At 44.7% G+C, this 22,122-nt stretch carries 20 protein-coding genes and 1 pseudogene; 4 read left to right on the top strand and 17 right to left on the bottom strand.

What is annotated here, in order from left to right:
• Positions 1–65: 65 nt before the first annotated feature.
• Together AC6B99_RS29610 and AC6B99_RS29605 are read right to left on the bottom strand one after the other, a co-directional pair.
• A pseudogene (locus tag AC6B99_RS29610) lies at positions 66–404 on the bottom strand (GNAT family N-acetyltransferase); the annotation flags it as partial.
• A 103-nt stretch (positions 405–507) separates the two neighbouring features.
• A complete protein-coding gene (locus AC6B99_RS29605) occupies positions 508–1,116 on the bottom strand; it encodes a metalloregulator ArsR/SmtB family transcription factor (RefSeq protein WP_494859790.1) in 609 nt (202 codons plus the stop codon).
• Positions 1,117–1,346: 230 nt separating this feature from the next.
• On the opposite strand from AC6B99_RS29605, the gene AC6B99_RS29600 reads away from it, so the two are divergent.
• Positions 1,347–2,120 carry a siderophore biosynthesis protein gene (locus tag AC6B99_RS29600; RefSeq protein WP_494859788.1) on the top strand — a complete coding sequence of 258 codons (774 nt, stop codon included), beginning with the start codon at positions 1,347–1,349 and terminating at the stop codon, positions 2,118–2,120.
• On the opposite strand, the gene AC6B99_RS29595 is transcribed toward AC6B99_RS29600, so the two are convergent.
• The 15 genes from AC6B99_RS29595 to AC6B99_RS29525 form a co-directional block, all read right to left on the bottom strand.
• Complete coding sequence (locus tag AC6B99_RS29595) at positions 2,117–2,887, bottom strand: uracil-DNA glycosylase family protein (protein ID WP_494859786.1); 771 nt, start codon at positions 2,885–2,887, stop codon at positions 2,117–2,119. The two genes, AC6B99_RS29600 and AC6B99_RS29595, sit on opposite strands and share 4 nt — an antisense overlap.
• A gap of 40 nt (positions 2,888–2,927) precedes the next feature.
• Positions 2,928–6,050, bottom strand: coding sequence for a hybrid sensor histidine kinase/response regulator (locus AC6B99_RS29590; protein ID WP_496664878.1), 3,123 nt, complete (start codon positions 6,048–6,050; stop codon positions 2,928–2,930).
• 94 nt (positions 6,051–6,144) lie between these two features.
• Complete coding sequence (locus tag AC6B99_RS29585) at positions 6,145–6,705, bottom strand: GNAT family N-acetyltransferase (protein ID WP_056028247.1); 561 nt, start codon at positions 6,703–6,705, stop codon at positions 6,145–6,147.
• Between the two features lie 88 nt (positions 6,706–6,793).
• Positions 6,794–7,135 carry a hypothetical protein gene (locus AC6B99_RS29580; protein WP_155972687.1) on the bottom strand — a complete coding sequence of 114 codons (342 nt, stop codon included), beginning with the start codon at positions 7,133–7,135 and terminating at the stop codon, positions 6,794–6,796.
• A gap of 168 nt (positions 7,136–7,303) precedes the next feature.
• Positions 7,304–8,272 carry an ETX/MTX2 family pore-forming toxin gene (locus AC6B99_RS29575; RefSeq protein WP_494859782.1) on the bottom strand — a complete coding sequence of 323 codons (969 nt, stop codon included), beginning with the start codon at positions 8,270–8,272 and terminating at the stop codon, positions 7,304–7,306.
• A gap of 193 nt (positions 8,273–8,465) precedes the next feature.
• A complete protein-coding gene (locus tag AC6B99_RS29570) occupies positions 8,466–9,155 on the bottom strand; it encodes a response regulator transcription factor (protein ID WP_056028255.1) in 690 nt (229 codons plus the stop codon).
• 100 nt (positions 9,156–9,255) lie between these two features.
• Positions 9,256–10,140, bottom strand: a complete 885-nt coding sequence (locus AC6B99_RS29565; protein WP_496664877.1) for a GNAT family N-acetyltransferase — start codon at positions 10,138–10,140, stop codon at positions 9,256–9,258.
• Between the two features lie 117 nt (positions 10,141–10,257).
• Positions 10,258–11,319: an HD domain-containing phosphohydrolase gene (locus AC6B99_RS29560; RefSeq protein ID WP_494859780.1), complete on the bottom strand. Its 1,062-nt coding sequence runs from the start codon at positions 11,317–11,319 to the stop codon at positions 10,258–10,260.
• 205 nt (positions 11,320–11,524) lie between these two features.
• On the bottom strand, positions 11,525–11,941 hold the full coding sequence (locus tag AC6B99_RS29555; RefSeq protein ID WP_056028259.1) for a GNAT family N-acetyltransferase: 417 nt from the start codon (positions 11,939–11,941) through the stop codon (positions 11,525–11,527).
• A 139-nt stretch (positions 11,942–12,080) separates the two neighbouring features.
• Positions 12,081–14,027 (bottom strand): AraC family transcriptional regulator, encoded by a 1,947-nt coding sequence (locus AC6B99_RS29550; RefSeq protein ID WP_496664876.1) that lies wholly within the window; start codon positions 14,025–14,027, stop codon positions 12,081–12,083.
• A gap of 169 nt (positions 14,028–14,196) precedes the next feature.
• Positions 14,197–15,066 carry an aldo/keto reductase gene (locus AC6B99_RS29545; RefSeq protein WP_496664875.1) on the bottom strand — a complete coding sequence of 290 codons (870 nt, stop codon included), beginning with the start codon at positions 15,064–15,066 and terminating at the stop codon, positions 14,197–14,199.
• A gap of 102 nt (positions 15,067–15,168) precedes the next feature.
• On the bottom strand, positions 15,169–15,585 hold the full coding sequence (locus AC6B99_RS29540; protein WP_056028266.1) for an RrF2 family transcriptional regulator: 417 nt from the start codon (positions 15,583–15,585) through the stop codon (positions 15,169–15,171).
• Between the two features lie 167 nt (positions 15,586–15,752).
• On the bottom strand, positions 15,753–16,211 hold the full coding sequence (locus AC6B99_RS29535) for an OsmC family protein (RefSeq protein ID WP_496664874.1): 459 nt from the start codon (positions 16,209–16,211) through the stop codon (positions 15,753–15,755).
• A gap of 167 nt (positions 16,212–16,378) precedes the next feature.
• Positions 16,379–17,935 (bottom strand): ABC-F family ATP-binding cassette domain-containing protein, encoded by a 1,557-nt coding sequence (locus AC6B99_RS29530; RefSeq protein WP_496664873.1) that lies wholly within the window; start codon positions 17,933–17,935, stop codon positions 16,379–16,381.
• A 252-nt stretch (positions 17,936–18,187) separates the two neighbouring features.
• The gene (locus tag AC6B99_RS29525) at positions 18,188–20,170 is read right to left on the bottom strand and encodes an ABC transporter substrate-binding protein (RefSeq protein WP_496664872.1); all 1,983 of its coding nucleotides are present in this window, start codon (positions 20,168–20,170) and stop codon (positions 18,188–18,190) included.
• 230 nt (positions 20,171–20,400) lie between these two features.
• On the opposite strand from AC6B99_RS29525, the gene AC6B99_RS29520 reads away from it, so the two are divergent.
• The 3 genes from AC6B99_RS29520 to AC6B99_RS29510 are packed head-to-tail and all read left to right on the top strand — an operon-like array spanning position 20,401 to position 22,016.
• Positions 20,401–21,072, top strand: a complete 672-nt coding sequence (locus AC6B99_RS29520) for a bifunctional transcriptional activator/DNA repair enzyme AdaA (protein ID WP_496664871.1) — start codon at positions 20,401–20,403, stop codon at positions 21,070–21,072.
• Positions 21,056–21,616, top strand: a complete 561-nt coding sequence (locus tag AC6B99_RS29515; protein ID WP_494859770.1) for a methylated-DNA--[protein]-cysteine S-methyltransferase — start codon at positions 21,056–21,058, stop codon at positions 21,614–21,616. The genes AC6B99_RS29520 and AC6B99_RS29515 overlap by 17 nt, the downstream gene beginning before the upstream one ends.
• Positions 21,576–22,016: an HIT family protein gene (locus AC6B99_RS29510; RefSeq protein ID WP_327204885.1), complete on the top strand. Its 441-nt coding sequence runs from the start codon at positions 21,576–21,578 to the stop codon at positions 22,014–22,016. Before AC6B99_RS29515 ends, AC6B99_RS29510 begins: the two co-directional genes overlap by 41 nt.
• Positions 22,017–22,122 lie beyond the last annotated feature (106 nt).

Raw genomic sequence — 22,122 nt, 5'->3', positions numbered from 1 at the left:
TCGTAGATATCAATTTGATTATTGTGATTGTCCAAACCATCGCTGATTTTATGAAACCCATTCTTATTCCAAAATGAAGCCCCGTTATGGTTGCCAAGCTGAACACAAAGTCTGACTTTGTCTATGCACTGTTCTACCCATTCTTCTTCTAACAATTTCAATGCAAGCGTTCCGATTCCTGCCCTTTCATGCTCCTTATGAATAATAAGCAGTCCAATCCACGGATGATGATCATTAGGATTTTGCGGAAGATACGTCATAATTCCAACGCATTCGTTATTTTCAATCAAGTGAAACATTTTTTCGCCATGTTCGAGATTTTTCTTGTTTTCTTCCCTAATCTCTTCGTCCGTTTGGAGTCGTTTACCAAGGACTAAGAGATTAAACAGAGGCTGTGAATTCATAATCGCCTTTTGAATGTTTATACTTTCTGTCGAGAGCGGATCAGATACTAACTTTAAGTGAATCAGCTTCTACACCTTCTTTAGCTTAAAATAGAGCATATTCTCACGCTAGATTTTCCCATTTCGCCCACATCTCAGGCGGGTTCAATTCGTAAATTTCGTTTTCTCTGAACATGAATTGGTGCATGATAAATTCCCTGCGTATGGTGGCGAAATCTTCATGATAACTTTTAATGAATGCATTGATTTCCTTTTCGCTGTATTTGCGCCCGGTCTCAAGTCGAGACACTAGGTGCTCCAATACGATCAGCTTTTTCTTAAGCTGCGCGGGTACGTGCTTTAATTTATTGTCTAATGTGAAAAAGTTTTTAACGACAGACTGCTGAAGCCGCTTGTTTTTGTCATCCTCCAAAATATCCCCACCTCCTTTTACTTTTGTGTTTTTGTAAATTAACTCCGCAGCAGCAGTGGCACTACTTTTGATGAAGTAGTGATTTAAAGAAAAGAAGATCGTATTTTTATCTCTTCGCTCATTAATCAAGCTTGCTTCACGCAGCTTTGCAGCATGATGGGTTATCGTAGCTGGAGAGACACCTAGCTTTTCGGCTAAAACCTGGCCATTAAGCTCTCCTTCCGATAGCAAAATTAATAGTTTGATCCTGGTTGGATCTGCAAGCGCTTTATGGTAAGCGACTACTTTGTCCAATTGCATCTACTTCCACCTCCAGACCGAATGTCAGACGCGTCTTATTTAGCTCATATCTAATTTAATAATTATCTAATTAGATGATATCCTAATTAGATTCACAAAGTCAACAGACTAGGACATTTATGTGAATCTTTTAGGCGGCCTGTTTTGCTTTCAGCTCTGATCGTTTACTATAAGAGTAGAATCCATTTCATAACCACAAATTAACCAACAGGTCGGAGGTACACTGCCGGATGAACATTCCTGAAGCCTTTATTAAGCCGTTTCCCGCTTATGAGGATGTTTTCTATGACGATATTGAAAAGCATCGCCAGCACTTTTTGCCCCTTTGCTCGATTCATTTAAAATGCATCGATCCCGAGCTTGATGAGTGGCTGCATATTATATCAGCCAAGGAAATTTATGATGGCTGTGTGGGTGACAGCACGAAAAACTACCATACCCTTTTCACGAAAGAAGATATGCTAGGTTTTGATGTAATAGATGGGAAATATAAATTTGAGGCAGACTGGAATTACTTCACCTTGCATCAGCAGGAGCATTCAGCAGACAGTGAAATCGATGAGGATTTGAAGGCTGCCTATGCGCAAAATGATTTGGATTATCATATCCGCAAGCAATATTACCAAAACAATCAGAAGATTTACCCTTACTCCCGATTTAGCGAACAATTCGCCTCTGCTGAGGAACTGTTAGCGGATTTTAACAAGAAGCAAGCGGATGGGTGGGGACTAAGCTATCCCGAAATTAATGGCATATGGGACGATATCGCCTTTATGTCCGATGAAGCCCAAGAATTTATGCAAAAATATAATGAATCGATAAAAGAGCTCCGCAAGTTTGAAAACACCAATCTATTTCATGTCCCCAAAAAAGCAAACGGGGAAGTCTTTGATTATATCGGCTCCTTAACCGGATATTATTTTCAGGCTTATGGCGCGGATAATGTATTTTTGTTCTATGATAAAGAGCTGCGCAAGGCCGTCATTTGTTTTGAATACACCTAAGCCAGCCCACTTCGTTCAGCAGCAAAAGCGGCGACCTTCGCCTCCATCTGCTCTCTCGCATCAGCGAACTGCTTGTGTCGGTGGCCATTGGCTCCGGAAGGATGGGGAAATCCCCACAAGCAGTGCTTGTCCTCTAGCGTATTCCCCAGTTCCTTGCTGCCAACAAGCTCTTTAAGCATCGTTTCCACGGTTTTGCCCAAAGGAATAATAAGCGGCTTATGCAACAGCTTTAGCTCAGCCTTAATAAATTTCAGCGCATAATTATGCAGGAAAGCATTGCCAGCAAGCGGGGGCTTATGCCCCGTGTAGTTTTTCCCAGCTACAAATACCGGATATTTGAGCAGCGAAGTCGTATGCAGGAGCGGATTATTTTCAGCAAACAAAGCCTCGCTGTCTGGAAGGCCAAAATACTCCGGCAGCTTCAGGCTGTCCAGCATTTGCATCAGGTTGCGGCGCATCGCACCGGAAAATCGGGCGGCGATTTTGGCAGCTTTGCACACCTCGTCCGCCGGTTTATTTTGCTCCAAAGCGAGCTTTGCCGTCCGGTAGGCCAGCTCCATCTGGGTCCAGCCGGGCGTGATGCCGACAATTAAAAGGCTCGCCGAGCTGTTCCGGTATTCGTTGTGAGGAGCATAGAACATTTCAACCTCCCCTTCTCGGTCGATCAACAAATCCGGAACGAGCAAATCAGCAGGCTCATATCGAGACTTCAGCGGCAGCGATTTAATAAACGGCTCATAGTGCAAATACTCAGTGGATAAAGACAATGGCAAACCTCTCCTCTCCATTCCGCTGTAACCCTCCTGCTTACTTCATCACCTTAAATGACACAGTTGTACCTTGGCCAGATACACTTTGAATAAACAAGCCTTGTCCATACATTTGCTTCAATCGCCGATCCACGTTTAGCAGCCCAATTCCCTGCTGCTCGCTGGAACTTCTATCCAATAGCTTATCCAATACCTCCGCATCCATGCCGACACCGTCGTCTATTATCGCAACCTCCACCTGATCATCGCGTTCGAACACTTGCACTGAAATACTTCCGCCCGCAGCACGCTTCATCACGCCATGCCTCACCGCATTTTCGACTAATGGCTGGATCGTCAACGGCGGAAGCATACTTTTCAGACTGGCCTCCACCTGCCAATGTAGCTGCAATTTATTGCCGAAGCGCTGCTGCTCAATATATAAATAGGAACGGACAAAATCCAGCTCCCGCTCCAGAGGAATCAGCTGCTCTGAATTTCTAAAATCAAAGCTCGACCGCAAGTAGTTGCTGAACTCCAAGAGCAGCACATGCATTTTGTCCAAATCAATTACACTCAGAGCCGCAATCGCATTCAACGAATTCAGTAAAAAATGGGGCTGGATTTGCGCCTGCAGCCAGGCCGCTTCCATACGAAGCCGCTCATTCATCGATCGATTCACATGGATCAAAGCCAGCACCCGCGATTTCAGCTCTAGCGCATTGGACGGCTTCGTCACATAATCATTCGCTCCCGACTGGAAGCCTGCGGCAATATCCTCCGCCCGATTGCGTGCGGTTAGCTGAAGAATCGGCAGCTCCGAGAGCGCATAACGCTCGCGAATGAGGCGCGTGAGCTCATATCCCGACATATGAGGCATCATAATATCGGTAATAACCAAATCCCACTTTCTCGAATCCAGCAGAGCTAGTGCTTCCTTGCCGCTTGTGAGCGACACAATGTCAAAATCTCGCACGCCAAGCATATTTTCGAGCACCTGCAAATTAACCGTATCGTCATCTACCACTAATATAGCTGGACGATCTTTCGCTTGGGGTGGTAGAGGTAGATGCCTATCGCCAGTGTGCTCTAGCGATTGCTCCCCTAGATAGGCTGTGTTTGTGACATCGGCAGCGGCAACGAGCATTTCTGCAGCTGGAACAGACGGCAGCAGCTCATGGTCATGGTCGCTACTCACTTCTACGGCAGCACCCATTTCTGCCAGCGGCAGCGTAAAAGTAAACATCGAGCCCTGCCCCGGCTGCGAACGGACCTCAAGCGTTCCGCCATGCAGCTCGACCAAATGCTTGCAAATGCTAAGTCCAAGCCCAATTCCGCCGCCAGGTGCAGCGGTCATGCCCGAATCTCCCTGCTCATACGGTTCAAAAATCGTGCGCTGCGTCTCCTCATCCATTCCCATGCCTGTATCGGCAATGCTTATGTACGCCATTCCCCCCTGCTGAACGGCATGAATCGCAATATGTCCTTCGCTCGTAAATTTAATCGCATTATGCAGCAGGTTAAACAAAATTTGAATGAGACGATTTTCATCCGCAAGGACATGGGGAAATACATCTGGAATCGTACTCGCGAGGCGAATAGGCTTGCCTTCCACCATATAATGGAGCATGTCGATTACGCCAGCAGCGACGCTCTGTACCTGCTGGCTGCCTCGATTCAGCCGAATACGCTGTTCTTTCAGTTGGGTCAAGTCTATCAGATCATTCAACATAAATGACATCCGGCGGCCGACCGTTAAAATAAGCTCCAATTGCTTCACGCTTTGATCACTGAGCGCCTGCTTGTCTCTATCCAGCACAATTTGTGTCATATTCAGCATGCCGTGCAGCGGATTTCGCAGCTCATGGGACGTGTTCGCCAGAAAATCATCCTTTTGCTTGTCCGCCTGCTGCAGCTCCTCGGATAACTGCTTCGACTGGGCGAAGGTATGAATGTATTGCTTAAACCAATACGCTACGAACCCGAGAAAGGAGACGACCAGATCGACTGGGTAGTAGGAGCTTTCTACGCCAATTGTATCCTTCGCAACGCTCCAAATGATATTGTTCGACATCGCAGCCACACCGAGCAGCAGCGCAATCGCATCCTTATCGCTTCTCATCGCGGTTCGCAAGGTGATGACCGGATTGACGAGGAAGGGAAGCAAAATATAAATACCGAGCAAGCCAGCTACCGCTAATACATAAGAGGCTGGCGCAAGCAGCACATATACCGCAAACAACATGCCGAGCGATGTATACCAGCGAAAAATTCGCACATTCCGGTATTCGGTTAATAAGCGCTTCGTAAATTCCAGCATAAATATTGCAGCACCCATATAGGAAAGAAACTGGATCTTTAAGCTCCAATCATTGTTCATTGGCAGCCAGACCATCAGCAGCATATCATCCGATACTAGGAGCCAAAGTGCAGAGAAGAACATAGCGCCGGCGAAAAACAGCAAGCCCCGCTGCCGCAAGCCAATAAAATACAAAATAAAAGCATACACGGTATGCAGTAAATAAATAATAACGACTATTATTTGCAAATGGAGGCTAACTGCCGTTTCCTTGCTTACCACTTTCTCCGTGCCAAATGAAATGAAGCCAAGAATGCCTCCCGAGCTCGATGAATCATAGTTCGCGACTTGAATAGCAATATCGATCACTGGCTTGTCGGATATGAAGGACGCTGAATAAGGCACGTTGCGTGCTATGTAGCCTTCCTCCTCTGGTGCTGGCTGTCCTGCTTGAGCCACAAGCTCTCCGTCCACATACACGGCGGAAGCCGACGGAATGTTCTTCAAGCGGATGCCGTACGTTTGGCTTTTAACTGAATCGATGAATATACGCAGACGATACGTTCCGTAACCATACGCTGAATCCGCCTGCGGGGATAACACCGTATTCCAGTTTCCAGGCACCTGAATGAACGCCTGCCCTTTGGCTGCTTCCGCATTTTCTGGGCCGCGTATTCGTAATTGATGAGCATAAAATTCCCATTCGCCATCCAGCCTGATGGCCTCCGAGTCTGCCAGGTTATACCCCCGCAAATCCAATTGCCCTTGCACGATCGCAGGATGATCGGGAGGGAGGGTCATATAAATCCAAATTAAACGGATCGATATGAGCAGACAGAGGAACAGGCCGGTGACGAGAATTATTTTTCGTTTAGTTAGCATAATTTCACAGATATTCGACAGATTTTGCTGAATCCCTTCTCGTTAGCCTGCCTCCATTAGAATTACTTTTGACCTATTAATAAACAGCCGTTGTTCAATGAACCTTTACATCTGGAAGCAGCTTTTCATAAATGCTCCAGCCACTCGCTTCGCCTTTGTACGTATAACCACATTGCTTGTAGAAGCGGTTAAGCTTCTCATTGTTTGCGATACAATCCAGCTTGATCCGGTCTTTGCCGGAATACTGGATACCCCCTTCAACCCAAGCCATCATTTCGCTGCCAAGTCCCTTGCCGGAAAACTGACGATTAACGACTAACCGGTGCAAAAAGATCGCGCTTCCCTTGCCCACTTCCGTATCACCCCAAAGCTTACGATCCCATTCGCTAGGCTGCTGCTGTAAAATAACCGAGCCCGCGAGCCCCTCTTCCCCTGCTTTGCGAAACGCAAAAACCTCGCCACGCGCAATCGCTCCCGCAAGATTATGGCTATCCTCACCTTGAAGCAGGCCGCCCCACTGCGTGGAGCCCATGCTGCTAAGCCAGCGAGCCGTTTCCATAATCAGCTCACGTACCGCCTCCTCGTCCTCGGGACCCGCTTGAAAAGCATATATGTCGTCGTTAACGGACGGATTTAATATTTTTAAGCTTGCCATTGTGCACCTCGTTAGTAGAAATTTTTGTAGTTATAACTATGTACATGGAATAGGAGTTTACTATAACATAAGACGCTCAATGAATAAATTACTTATCCTTTTTGTCTGGCGTATCGTCTTTCTTCTCATCCTGTTTTTCAAGCTGCTCAGCAAATTGCTGTTCAATTTCCTCATTAATTTCTTTGATTTGCTGCTCGCTTAACTGATTGACTTTATTCAGTTCTGCCTCAATTTTAAAATCCTCTGCTTCTTCCTTGCCCATCAAACCTAAATGGCTTCTAATTTCCTGCAAATTTTTGTGGATGTGAAGGGTTTTGCGATAATTCAAAATCACTATAGCAAAAGTGATGCTCCAGATCAAAATCGCACCCATGGGCACCAAGCTTGAAAGGAGCAGTCCAATTAAGGTTAACACCACTATATAGAACATAAGCATTCACCTCAATTTCCTTTTGAATGTTAGTTTAACTTAATTTATATGCAGGAACTACCCCTTTCCTTACGGAGCAAAAAAAACGATAGCAGGCAAAAAGAGGCCACCGCCTCCTTCTGCCTGCTATCGTTCATCTTTATATTATGATGGCATGGAATACATAAACTATACGATCGTTTTATACTCGGTATTAACGGTAAACGTGTTCACGCCGGTATATTTGCCTGAAGCCGTTTCGGTTGTTTTCCCATTCGGGTACTCCACTTCAAACGTCACCGTATAGGGCACATCGATAACGCCCTGCAATAAAATAGCGGAAACCTCGATAGTTGCACCTGCTGGCAAAACGACTGGGACCTGCAGCGAAACCTCCTGGGACTCGTCTTGTGTCTTGGTTTCCGAATAGCTGCGCGAGCCCTCTACCGAGATTTTCACACCCGTATCGCCTACAAGCGGCAGCCCTGCTTTAAATTCAAGCGTTTCCGATACCTTGAGCCCTCTCTCCCATTTGAAATTATACGTATGGCTTTTGGAAAATTTCAATGTAACTTGCTGCGTTTGCTGAATATTCGAATGGTTGGTCACAAGCTGTTTGGCTGCTACGATCGGCACACTATTAATCACAATTGAGCTGTCCATTTGAAATTCCATTTTCTTGACCGTAATCTTCTTGCGATCGGGTACGAAAACCCATAATTCATTGATCTGACCGTGGCACCATTCCCACGTCACAAGCGAGTCGCCGCTTTTAAATGGGCCGTTGCCAGGAATATTGAGCTTCTGCTCCCAATCCACATAGCTGTTAATCGCATTGTGCGTTCCCGCAACATTGTCGTCACGCCATACCATGAGACCATTGACGTCCGCTTCTGTAACGGGCGCCTGATAAATCTTTGAGCCCTGCGTGGAGTCCTTTCTTCCAATGCACTTGCCCGTCGCTTTGTTAACGAGCGCATAGGCATTGTCATCTCCAGCGCGCACCTTTCTTTTTTCCCACAATTGATGTTCATTTCCGTACACCTGTGGCAATATCGTTATGCCTTCCCCACTCTCAGCCGCTGTAATAACAAGCAGCTTATTATCCGAAGTTCTCGCCTTAGAAACAATTACCTGATATTCAATTACATCCGCCATAACCTTCATCCACCTTCCACTCGATTTGATAAAGCTTCCCCATAGTCATCTATTCAACGTTTGCAATCGTGGATGCTCGCAGCTCTTTGACTTCTTATCATTAGCTACATCTTGGAGTAGATCACTTAGAGGATCTAGCTACTACAGAATAAAGGTAGAATGTGTCAGGCGTATGGCAAAAAAATAGAAGGGATTAATTTTCATGATTGGTATAAAACTGGTACCCCGTTCTCCGCAAGGTACGAATTTCTCCTTCTTCTGGAGGCAAATGCAGCAGCGCCTGTCGCAAGCGTTTAATCGCATGATCCACAGCCCGGTCACTCCCATCATAGCCAATTCCCCATACCTGCTCGATCATTTGCTCCCGATTAAAAATTTGATTAGGATGCTCCATTAAAAAATGCAGCAGTGCAAAGTCTTTCGGCGTTATCGATAGACATACTTCATTCAAATAAACGCTTCTGTCGTTTAAATTGATTTTCAGACTGCCGTACTGGATCTGATTTCCCGCAATTAATGCATGCGTACCTCTGCGCAATACAGCTTGAATCCGTGCTACCACCTCCTGTGGCTCGAACGGCTTGGTGATGTAATCATCTGCGCCGCTGTTCAGCCCAGCCAGGCGGTCACCAATCTCCCCTTTAGCTGTGAGCATAATGACCGGACAGACGCTGCGCCGCCGTACTTCCTGCAGCACCTCCCAGCCATCCATTTCCGGCAGCATGACATCAAGCAAAATAAGCGCGGGCTGAAGCACGGCCAGCTTCTCCACCGCCTCTTTCCCTCGGTCAAAAATAATGCTCGCAAAGCCTGCCTTTCGTATATACGCCGCCAAAACGCGGGAAATAGCCGGCTCGTCTTCGACGATCATAATCGTTTGCAAGGTTAGGCCTCCTTGGGGGAGTAGGATTTCTTTTGGCAGCAATGGCAGGGTTGGCGTATGGATGAAGTTAGTTTCTCCAATCGAAGCTTACTGGAATGTTTCAGCCCTTTGTGTTGTGCGAAAAATAGGCATCCAATATACTAAGACTTTCCTCCCGTAATATCCCAGCTGTGATATCAGGCTTATGGTGAGAATTTTCAAATACAATTTGAGAGCAAGGACTTCCCTGCTCGCCCAATATACTGCACAACTCCATGTTGCTCGCGCTATAAACCAGTCGCCCCACATTTGTCCAAACCATCGCACCGCTGCACATATAACAAGGCTCACAGCTCGAATATAAGGTGTATTCATGCAAATCCGTAATGTGGGTTTCTTCGCAAAATCGCCGCAGCAGCCCAGCCTCTGCATGGAAAGTTGGGTCGGTTGCTGAATAAATTTGATTTTCATTTGTAAATACAATTTCCCCGTCTTTAACGAGTATCGCTCCAAAAGGTTCGTTTCCGTGCTCAACCGCAAGCTTAGAAAGCTTAATTGCTTCTCTCATAAAAAGCTCGTCTTGACTCATATTCATTTCTCCTTTTATGTGGCGTTCCATCACAATATAATCTTTGCCGCTTTTACTGAAGGTGGCGTCCGTTTTAGAAAGCCCGAATTTCTCATAAAACGTTGCTTTATCCATTCTTGCATTGCAATATATCCGTTTAACGCCTAGGCGCTCTGATTCACTGAGTGCGTAATTCAGAAGTTTGCTTCCATAGCCTTTATTTTGATGACGGGATAGAGTAGCAAATTTTCTAAACTGAGCCTGAACGCCATGAATAAAAATGGACACCACTGAGACCAGTTCTTCCTCTTCAAAAAGTCCATAGTGAGTGCCCTCGCCATCCTCTTTAAGCTTTATAAAATCAAAATCCTTATCCGGCCACATGACCTGATGACGCAATTGCCAAGCTTGCTCCTTCTCTATGATTCTAATTTCCAAGTTAAATCAAACCTTTCATTGAGCTCAAATACTATCTATTTTAACACATACAAACCATAAAAAAATAAGGAGCCTTCTTGGCCCCCCGCGTAATACTTAATTTATATGCCAATCCTCTTATCCGACAATTTCAATGATTTTAATATCATCAAACTTGCTAAGATCAATAAACTCGTGGTTTTCAAGCGCTATAAATGGTCGAGTCGGGTAGTTATAGTTGTTCAGCAAAATAGTTCCTCGTCTGTTGTCCGATAAAACAACCTCACAACCGATTTGGGTGGAGAGCAGCATATCCAGCAGCGTGAGCCCAATTACCGAATCAAAGCGATTTAAAATAATTTGTTGATGAATTTCTTCGATGGCTTCAAAAAATTGCAGCGCAGCCCTATAAGGTCTTTCTGAGATGATAGCCATATAAAAATCTGTCAAACCTACAATTTTGCTAAAACGATCCAGCTCATCCCCCTTCAGAGCACTTGGATAACCGCTGCCGTCCTCTCGTTCATGATGCTGAAGAGCGACCAGAGCAACCCGAGGTTCAACGCCCGATTGGAGTAGTAGCTCGTTTCCGAGAATGGTATGCTGCTTTAAAATCGCGTATTCATGAGTGTCTAACCTTGACTGTTTGGAAACGATTGCAGTTGGCAGCTTGACCAGTCCAATATCATAGAGACTCGCCGCAGTTGTAAGCATATCCAATTCGTTTTCTTTCAAACCAAGCCGCTTACCTAAGGAGGTCGCAATAACGGCCGTTCCTATACATTGCCTGTACCTGTAATCGTCCTGTTCCTTAAGCTCGGAAAATAACTGAAATAGATTATATCGCTTCGCTATTTCCTTTATAAAGGGAAGAACTTCCCGTTCAAGCTCCTCGACAGGAACAATTCCGTTTTGACGAACGAACTGATCCATATCGTTAAAATGCTGCTTAGCCCTTTCATATGAATCTCGGAAGGAGGGCTTTTGTTTCGGTGTATGATCAGAAATTTCCTGATTCAGCTCAGAAGCATTCGCATCGATAGTTGTGACTTCCCCGATTTGGATCTTAAATTTAGCAAGTCTCTCGGTGTGACTTTTTAGAAGAATAGTTCCCTTTCTGATTAAAAGCGTTCCCTTTGTATCGCGGATGCTTTTCGTTAGTATTTTACCGATTAATTGTTCATAATCTTTAACTAACAATGATAGTTCCTCCCTAAGTGGATTACCTATTCTCTAATATGGATTCCTGAATACAGGATAAAAAAATATTCGGAAATATATCTGGAATACATTAGAAAAATAATGAAAATGATCTTTAAGGATTATTTTTCTAAAATTAATCATTAGTTAGATCATGACTTTATAATCATACCCGTGTTTATCCTTCTAGGTATTAAGACCCGATTCATAAATTAGAAAGCCTCTTAGTAAGTATGATTTCCAGAGGCTCATCTTCAAGTATTAAGCACCCTGAATCTCGATAACCTAATTTTCTATAAAAATGCTGAGCCTCTTCATTTGCTAAAGTAGAGGTCATAACCAAGTTAAAACGGAGCTTCTTCATTTCATCCTCCCAAAAAAGAACGGCTTTCTTCCCTAATCCTTTACTTCGATAGGTATCATCGATCCAAATCATATTCAAAAAAGGCGTGTTGTCCCAAAAATAGCTGTGCCGCATCCACCCAACGATACGATATTCTTCATTCTGCAAAATGTATATCTCATTCCCTCTAATTTTCGGTAAGATTAAGTTTTCTGAGATGTGATGGTCATGTTTTCTAATATATTCGAAGTGCGAATCATTTGCAGCAATAATCCTCATTATAATTACTCCTCTAAACTATTTAATTACATTATTATACACCTGTTCACTTCCCTAGAGGACATCATATTAATTTTCTGCTCAAATAAAAAAGCTCCTGCTCAGACTACGGGCAGAAGCTTTAATACGATATTCTAGATCATTTGTTCTGTGGTGCATTCGTCAGCCAATCAGCCAATTCTTCTGTCTGCATTAATATCGACAGCGGGTCAATAAAATAAGAGCGAATGTTAGACCAGGCATAAAGTCTGCCATTTTTGACTGCTTCCAGCCGTCCCCAGATTGGATCCTCGCGAAGCTCCTCCAATGACCTCTCCGTAGTCAGGATGATATAGTCCCCGGCATATTGCTCCAATACTTCCATTGAAATATCCTTGTATTTATCTTCCTTAACTGCTTCATCATAGGCTGGGGGCGATACCCGTCCTAGATTCTCATAAATAACTTTTCCCCCACGGCCAAACTCACTGCCATAAATACTTAATGTTTTGTCTGTCTCCTGCATGATACTAAAGGTTGCATCTGCGGGTATCACTGCTTGGACCTTGGCACTCGCAGCCGCGATTCGCGCATTATAATCGGCTATCCATGAAGAGGCCTCCTCGTCCCGCCCAAGCAGATCTCCAAAGAACTTAACTTCCTCCTCAATGGATGTGAAGTTTCCATAGGGAATGGCAATCGTTGGAGCAATTTTACTGTACTTTTTATATTCTTCCTCCTCCGAGGTCATGACGACAATCAGATCAGGATTAAGCTCAATCAGCTTTTCAAAGGAAACATCACTGCCGGAAGAACCGACAATCTCAATATTGTCCGTTAAACCGTTGAAATACGGATTATCCATAATGCGTGTTGTAGAGGCGATTGGATTAGCCTTCACGGCTAGCAGACTGCTCAAATATTGAATCGCCACAATGCGTTCAGGCTTTTTGGAAACTTCCACTTCGCCGAAGGCGGTATTCACGATCTTGGTGTCTGTTATTGGCGTCGCTTTCTGAGTTAGTGCTGAAGAATTAGAGCCAGCAGCGGCGGTTTCCGATGGGGACTGCAGATTCGTATTTCCCCCTCCGCAAGCTGTAATCAATAAGGCCATACAGATAAGAAGTGCTGCCATCATATTTTTTCTGGATGTTCGGTACATATAAGACTCTCCCTTTTCTTTATAGTGATAACAATTATCATTATCACTATAGCATGGAGCGATGGACTCTGACATGGATAATCCCCACTTTTTATATGGATTAAACCGAACACCCTCCTTATCCGACAGCTTTTTTTTGAAATGGCTGGGAGAAAGGCCAACGATCTTTTTGAAAATGCGGTTGAAATAAAACACATCCTCATAACCTACACTTTGGGCTATGTCACCAATCGAAGCATCTGTGTTTTGCAGCATATGACACGCTTTTTCAATACGAAGCCCTATTAGATAATCAATCGGACTGTGCATCGTCAATTCCTTGAATCTACGAGCCAGGTATTGGGGATTGTAGCCAAACCTCTTCCCTAGCAGCTCCAGCGTCAATGGCTCATCCACATGCTCATGCATATACTGAGCTACTTGCTTAACTACCTCTGTAGGAAGCAGGTCCATTCCTAGCTGCTGCTTTTGCTGAAGCATTTCCAGAATAAATGGAAAGAAGAGTGTTTTCGCTAAAAATTTTTCTTTCTCCGTCGATCGATTCCATGCAGCCTCCATCCGCTGTAGAATCTGATAAAGCCCTATAGGCTGCGCGGGAGCAAAAGCAAATATTTGCTGAAACGGCGGGATTCCTCCCTTGTCCAGAAAATGCCTTCGGCGCAGCGGAAACTCGCCACGATAAAGCACCATATAATATTCCAAATATTCCGCTGCTTCAATATCCAGCCGCATTCCCTTGCAGCCATGCAGACAATGAAAATGTTCAACAGGATGAATAATTCCATCCATCCGTATCGTTGCTTTGCCTTTGTATAGAAATATAAAAGCACTTGCAGGCAAACGGTAACCTATGCTGGACTCTCCCTCAGAAAGAGCATGCAGACGGATGTCAGCCAGTTCAATATGTAGGTGATTCCAAAGCTTGTACTCTTCTTGCTGCTTCATCCTATGACAAATACTCCTTCCGTAATCGCTTATTGATGCACGTTCTCTTTAGAAATAGACACTGGCTTCTATATTAACTTGGATGGCTGAGACTTGCATACCTGCCCTGAGTATAGCAGTTTCAGCAAGTCTCTTAAAGACTTCGCTCATATACTGTTATTCGACTACATTATTTAATTAAAATCTTCATTAATTTATTATAGATTGGATTAATCATATAACCGGTTGGATTAATCGAATACCTTTTGCCTCTATTCAGCTGGTTGATCTGTTCCAATTCATCGCTAGTAAGCTCAAAATCAAATATCTCGCTATTTTCTTTCATTCTTTTAGGGCTCGATGATTTTGGAATGACGATAATGCCTCGCTCCAAGTGCCAACGTAAAATGACTTGCGCCACTGTTTTATGATGATAAGCCGCAATTTTTTTTAACCCCGGATGCTCCAATAACGCTTTATTCCCTTGCCCTAGCGGCCCCCATGCCTCATGCAAAATCTGATGTTCATTAAGATATTGGTGCAGGTCATTTTGCGCAAACTCGGGATGCGTCTCAATCTGATTGATCATCGGCGGGATTGTGGCATGCTTCATTAAATGCTCCAGATGCTGAATCTCAAAATTTGCAACGCCAATCACTTTGATTTTCCCTTCGGAGTACAGATCTTCCATTGCTCGCCACGCTTCCAAATAATTTGGTGCAGCAAAATGAATCAAATACATATCCAGGTAAGCTACATTCAGCTTTTTGCAAGTTTGTTCAAAAGCCTTTATGGTCGCTTCATAACCAAGATCCGTATTCCACACTTTAGACGTGATAAAAAAAGCCTCGCGAGGCAGCCCGCTTTTCTGAATCTCTCTTCCTAAAGCTTGCTCATTCCCATAAATTTTAGCGGTATCAAAATGCCGATATCCGATTCGAATAGCCTCGCTGATCGCCATCTCAAATTCTCGTTCTTTCGTTATTTTGTATACCCCAAACCCCAATTGCGGAATTTCAACGCCATTGCTCGCTTTTACTGCTCTATTTTCAAAAGTCATGTTATTGCCCCTTTCGGTTGTTTAAAATTAAAAGAGAGGAATGTAATATATTAAATATTCATTATATCTAGTTATCTCAAAAAAAGAGAAGGCAACCGTCGTTTAGTTCAAAAAGTCGGTTAACCTCACTTCTTTCAAATGATTGTGCATAGACATCTCAACGGTTTGTAGACTAAAGGCTATCTTTTGTTTGACTGCGTCGACTTCTTTTCCTTGAAGTGTGGTATCGGTATGGAGCTTGAACAGCGCTTTGCCAGGTTCGACTGCTAGAAAAACATCCAATAACGTAATTTCTGCTAGCGGCCTTGCCAGCAGTATGCCTCCCTTCGCTCCTTCTTTTGCAACCGTCAGCCTAGCATTATTCAGATTCCTGATGACCTTAACCGTTGTCGGAACCGGAATATTTAATTGCTCAGAAATCACTTTAGTGGACAAAAAATTAGAGCAGTTCTCCTCCGCAATGCTGTGAATATAGAGCAATATGGCAATTCCTTGTGATAGAGCTGTTGAGTATGACATTTTTAACTCATCCTAACTATTCAGCGATCTGATCATACTATATATCATTTATATTTAGTTTTCAATAAAACTTTTTAAGCAATTGAAGTTAAAGATGCGGAAGCAGCGGGCTATCGAGAAAATATCCTTACACAGACCACAGCTAGGGCTGTCTAATATTCAGCCCATTACTCCTCATTAATCCCTGTTATCACAATAGTAGGCTGCGTCTCTATGGAGACATTGCCTGCCAAAGCTCTGGAGATCATACAGGACTCTTCTGCCCGATGTGCCAGACGCTCGGCTTTCGTCCGCTCAGCCTCTGATGCATCCGCTTTGAGCACAATTCGCGGTTTATGTATTATCCGTTCGTACGTAAACACATTATTCGTTACATCTACAATCGCTTCAGACTCCAGAGTCAGCTCCTGCGGTGTAATAGCCGAACGCTCGAGCATCGCTGCCAGTGTAATCAAATAACAGGTCGCTGCTGCCCCCAGAAGCATTTCGTCAGGATTCGTACCTGTTCCTGGCCCACCCATCTCCTGCGGGATCGAAATGATTGTTTTTAATCCGCCGGCATCGATATGTCCTTCACTGTTACGCCCGCCATTCCATACCGCTTTCAGATAAAAAGGATGTTTCATCTCCCTCATTCCTTTCAATATCTTCAATTCAATCTCGGATACATGGGTTAGATTGTTATTTCCATTCCATCCTATCATAACGCTCCCTGAGGTATAATTTCAAAACAGCGCAAAAAAGGCCGCCTCTATGAAGGCAGCCCTGTATTCCTGTTTTTCTGTTTTACCATCTAAAACACTTTCGTCGTCCAATTTTCGCAGTTCCACGTATCCGTCACAATATCGCGATAAAATTCGGGTTCATGGGAAATCAGCAAAATGCTTCCCTTATAGGCTTTAAGCGCACGCTGCAGCTCATCTTTGGCATCCACGTCGAGATGGTTCGTAGGCTCGTCGAGCACGAGCAAATTCGTCTCATGGTTGATCAGCTTGCACAAGCGGACTTTGGCTTTCTCTCCGCCGCTTAGCACCACGATTTTGCTCTCAATGTGCTTCGTTGTCAGACCGCATTTGGCAAGAGCCGCCCGAATTTCAAACTGCGTAAAGGATGGGAACTCGCTCCAAACCTCTTCAATACAGGTGTTGTTGTTCGTTTCCTTCATTTCCTGCTCGAAATAGCCGATTTCCAGCAGATCCCCCAGCCTTGCTGAACCTGTAATAGCCGGTATTTGGCCGAGGATGCTGCGCAGCAGCGTTGTTTTACCGATCCCGTTTGAACCGACCAACGCTATTTTTTGTCCCCGCTCCATGCTTAAATTCAAAGGCTTCGACAGTGGTGAATCGTAGCCGATTACGAGATCCTTCGTTTCAAAAATCACCTTGCCGGAAGTGCGCGCCGGCTTGAAGTTGAACTGCGGCTTCGGTTTTTCCCTAGCGAGTTCGATAACGTCCATCTTATCCAGCTTCTTCTGGCGAGACATCGCCATATTACGCGTAGCCACGCTGGCCTTGTTGCGTGCAACGAAGTCCTTCAATTCCGAAATTTCCTGCTGCTGCCGCTTAAAGGCGGATTCAAGCTGTTGCTTTTTCGCCTCGTACACCTGCTGGAAATACTCATAATCCCCAACATAGCGCGACAGCGACTGATTTTCCATATGGTAGATCAGGTTGATTACGCTGTTCAAGAACGGAATATCATGCGAGATTAAAATAAAGGCATTTTCGTATTCCTGTAAATATCGGGTAAGCCATACGATATGCTGCTCGTCGAGATAGTTGGTAGGCTCGTCAAGCAATAGGATATCCGGTTTTTCTAGCAGCAATTTGGCAAGCAGCACCTTGGTACGCTGACCTCCGCTGAGATCATGAACATCCTTGTCCAAACCGATGTCCGTAAGTCCAAGCCCGCGAGCCGTTTCATCGATTTTGGCGTCGATCATATAAAAATCCTGATTCGTTAGCGTGTCCTGAATGGTTCCGACATCCTCCAGCAGCTGTTCCAGCTCCTCCGGAGAGACGTCACCCATTCTGCCATACATGTCGTTCATTTCCTGCTCCATATCAAACAGATATTGGAACGCACCGCGCAAAACATCGCGCATCGACTGCCCCTTTGACAGCACAGCGTGCTGATCCAGATAGCCCGTCCGCACGCGTCTTGCCCACTCCACTTTACCATCGTCCGGCTGAAGCTTGCCTGTGATGATGTTCATGAAGGTGGACTTCCCTTCACCGTTGGCACCTATTAGACCGATATGTTCGCCCTTTAGAAGGCGGAATGATACATCGCTGAAAATTGCCCGGTCTCCGAAACCGTGACTCAGCCGCTCTACATTTAATATGCTCATGAATAACACCTATTCCTTTATTAAAGTATTCTCGTCAAATTATAAAGGTTATAGCGCCACAACTCCATACCGATTTTAAAAATAATATAGAATCTGGGCCAAGGTGAAACGGCTTTCGCCGTCCTCTGGCGGCGCGGCGCGTTTCATTCCGAGAAATATAGAGAAAGGATGGAAAAATCATATACTTTCCTATATTTTAAAAAAACCAGAACCGCACACGCACGGTTCTGGTTTCTACCCGTCAAACACCCATTATTCCCCAATAAAACTCTCCACAACAAACTCCAACTGCGCGTCCAAAGACACAGGGTCGCTGAACATAAAGCCTCTGCCTTTTTCGCGGAAAACGCGATTGTTTTTGACTGCGTCCAGTTGCTCCCACATGCTGCCTTCAAAAACAGCCTCTGGATTGTCCTTGCCTGTCCACTCGTTAATAAAAATATAATCTCCTGCATATTCGGGCAGCAGCTCCAAAGACAGCTTCGCCCAGCCTGTACCGCTGTCGATCGCTTCCTTCTGAATAATGGGCGGCGCCTTCAACTGGAATTCCCCATAAATAATCTCGCCGCCTCTTCCCAGCTTATTGCCGTAAGCATAAAACTCTTTAGCACTGCCAGAGTCAAAGATAGCAACGGTTTTGTCACCCACAGCCGCTTGCACCTTCGGTTTGTAATCGGCTATCTTTTTATCCCAAGCCGTAATCCAGGCATTAGCCTGATCCTCCCGGCCCGTCATTTTCCCGAATTCCAGCAGCTGCTGCCTTACAGGCACGCCATAATCGACAACTACAGTCGGAGCAATCTGGTTCAGCTTCTCGAGCACAGCCGGGTCATTCCATACGATAATGAGGTCCGGCTGCAGCTCCAAAATCTTTTCATACGCGATGCCATCGCCTATACTTTCGACCCCATCCAGCTTTCCTTCCGTATAGCTGTTGAAAGCTTCTTCCCCCGCACCAACCGGCTTAATGCCGAGTGCCAGCAAATGGCCAACAAAGGCGCCAGCTATGATAACGATACGCTGCGGATTTTTGGGAATTTTAACTTCGCCATTCACTGCCGAATAAGTCACCATTTCCGCTGCGCTCGCTGCACCACCGTTTGATGCTGAGGCCTGCACTTGAGCGTTTCCATCTGCCGTTGCTGCTGGTGCAGGTGACGCAACTGATCCATTATTGGAGCTGCCTGCTCCTGAGCAAGCGCTAAGTAGCAGCGTAAGACATAATAGTAAAGTGACCCCCATAGCTGATTTGTTTCTGTACATCGATAAATCTCCCTCTCTTTTATATCGATAATGATTCTCATATCCTCTACCAATATAACGTTGCAGCCTGCGCGGGAATAGGGACGATCCAACCCTAATGATAGGATAATCGAACCCTGCTTTCTTTGCTTTATCCTGATCCTTAAATTGCTTGGGAGTCATTCCGGTATATTTTTTGAAAATCCTCGTGAAATAGGATACATCTTCATAACCTACACTGGCAGAAGCCTCTTGCACGGTCATATCTGTTTTGCGCAGGTATTCCATGGCTTTGTTAATACGCTCTTTTATCACATAATCAATCATGCTTATGCCCGTTTCCTGTCTAAATTGTCTGGATACATAGGGGACGCTGTAGTGAAAAATCTGCGCAATTGATTCCCGGGTTAAAGGCTCCCTGTAATGCTCCTGAATATAACGAATGACCTGGGCTGCGAGATTAGGTCTTTTCATGCCAATTTGCTGCTGCTCCAGCTGCCATAGCAGTTCATAAACAAATTGATAAAACAACGTTTTAACATGAAATTTTTCTAACGTGCGCGAGCTCTGCCATTCTTTCAGCATATTATCCACCTTGTCAAATAAAACAGCAGAACGCAGTGGAGCCAAACTATATTGCAGTTGAAACGGATTATACCGCTCCATGAGATGCAGGATTTCCCGCCTGCCAGTCGATGGAATCGTTGCTCTATAAAAGATCAAATAATATTCAAACTCCGCTTCCGTTGGAAAAATATCCAGACAGGTTCCTTTTCCACCGTGCCATAAATGGAATCGCTTCGCGGAATGTTCGATCCCGTCCAGCAGCACCTGAGCCTCGCCGCGAATGGCATATAGGAAGACACTTGACGGAAATAGGTACGACCGCAATTCCTCGCCATGCATCATGGTGAAGTGCCTTACGTCAATAACCTTGATAGCAGCAGCATTCCATAGCTGGATATGCTCTTCCTCATTGATCGTGACAGTCAAGTGATAAGCCCCTTTTTATGTAGAATCTTATGCCGCATTTTTAATTATTGAGAACTATTATCAACAACGAAAATTATAATTCATTTATCCGCAAACCTCAATGGATTTGGCTGGGTGCAAACGAAAAAAGACCCCCTATCTCCTTGTCATTTCGTTATCTTGCTATTCCATTCCAAATTACACACAAATACCCCCGCTCACGGTTATACTAATCTTAGAGGTGAACGAGCATGTCCAATGAATGGAAAGCGAATCTGGATCAGATTCCTCGCAGTCTGCGCGATAAGGACGAGCCAATCCTTCCCGCACCTGTATCTGAAGAACAATGGCGAGCCATTGTAGGCAATGACCCTTCATATGACGGTCAATTTTATTACGCGGTCAAAACGACGGGCATCTTTTGCCGTCCATCCTGCAAGTCTAGACCGCCCAATAGAGAGAATATTGGATTTTTCCGAACCGCTGAGCAAGCGCTGGCTGCCCAATTTCGTCCCTGCAAACGCTGTAAACCGACTGGGCAACGATTGCCTGATGAAGAATGGATCGCGATGGTGACCGAATATATAGATCGAAACTACAAAGAAAAGCTAACGCTGGCTGCGCTTGCAGCCATTTGTCATGGCACGCCGTATCATTTGCACCGAACCTTCAAAAAAGTAACGGGCAAAACTCCCGTCGACTATATCCAGCAAATAAGAATCGAAAAGGCTAAGGCGATGCTTCTATCTTCTCCTGTATCCATTGCAGAAGCAGGCGAATGTGTCGGCTTGTCCAATACGCCATATTTTATTACCCTGTTCAAGCAGAAAACCGGATATACACCCGAAAGCTATCGACAGCAGCATAGCAAAGATGCCATAACAAAAATAAAGGAGATCCTCCAAAATGACGAATTCAATTAACAGGGCCATATACTGGTCGCTGTTTAGTTATGAAGATTGGAATATGCACGTCGCTGCTACCGACGAAGGGCTTTGCTTTGTCGGTTCACAAAACCAGCCATTTGAAGAGTTGGCGAAATGGGCTGCATCGCGGTTTTCACATAGCCCTTTGATCCATGATGATGAAAAGCTGCTTCCGTATAAGGCTGAGCTAGCCCAATATTTGCAAGGAGCGCTTGAAAACTTTACGGTTCCTACCGTATTTCAAGGAACGCCTTTTCAAGAGGCCGTATGGCAGGCTCTTTGCAGCATTCCATATGGGCATACCTGGTCCTATTCAGATATTGCCAACCATATTCAGAAGCCTGCAGCGGTTCGAGCAGTTGGTGCAGCCATTGGCGCAAATCCAGTGCTCATTACCGTTCCGTGCCATCGCGTAATCGGCAAAAATGGGACACTTACTGGCTATCGTGGTGGAATAGCGATGAAAACAAGATTACTGGAGCTGGAGGGTCTCCGCATCAATGGGAAAAAGAACATTCGACATGGCACAATATCGTTTTAGAAATGAGGTGTTAATTATGACAAAATGCCCATATTGCGATATCTCAAACAATGGAGATAAACACGAAATAATAATTAAAAATGATAGCTGTACCTACTCTCTTTTAGAAAATCAAGAAATAAGAGGTGCCGGAATCATTGTACCGCATATACACAGGGAGTCGGTATTTGATTTATCGGAAGAAGAATGGAATGCTACATATCACTTGCTTATCAAGGTAAAGCAGTATGTGGACCAAAATTATTCACCTGATGGGTACAATATCGGATGGAATTGTGGAGATGTCGGTGGTCAACATATTTTTCATGCTCATCTACACGTTATTCCTCGTTATTCCAATGAGAAGATGGCTGGAAAAGGGATTAGGTACTTATTTAAAAATAATCAGATAATCGATTAAGCTAAAACCAGCTAATATCTTGTCAACATTTTTCTCTTAAATTTATTTGGCGTTGGCAGTATACTAAAAATAGGCGTGCTAAAGAACCTTCTCTGCAGTTGCTGGA

The organism is Paenibacillus liaoningensis, assembly GCF_059609455.1.
The sequence above is the reverse complement of the archived record's forward strand: the minus strand, read 5'-3'. Positions and strand labels throughout refer to the sequence as shown.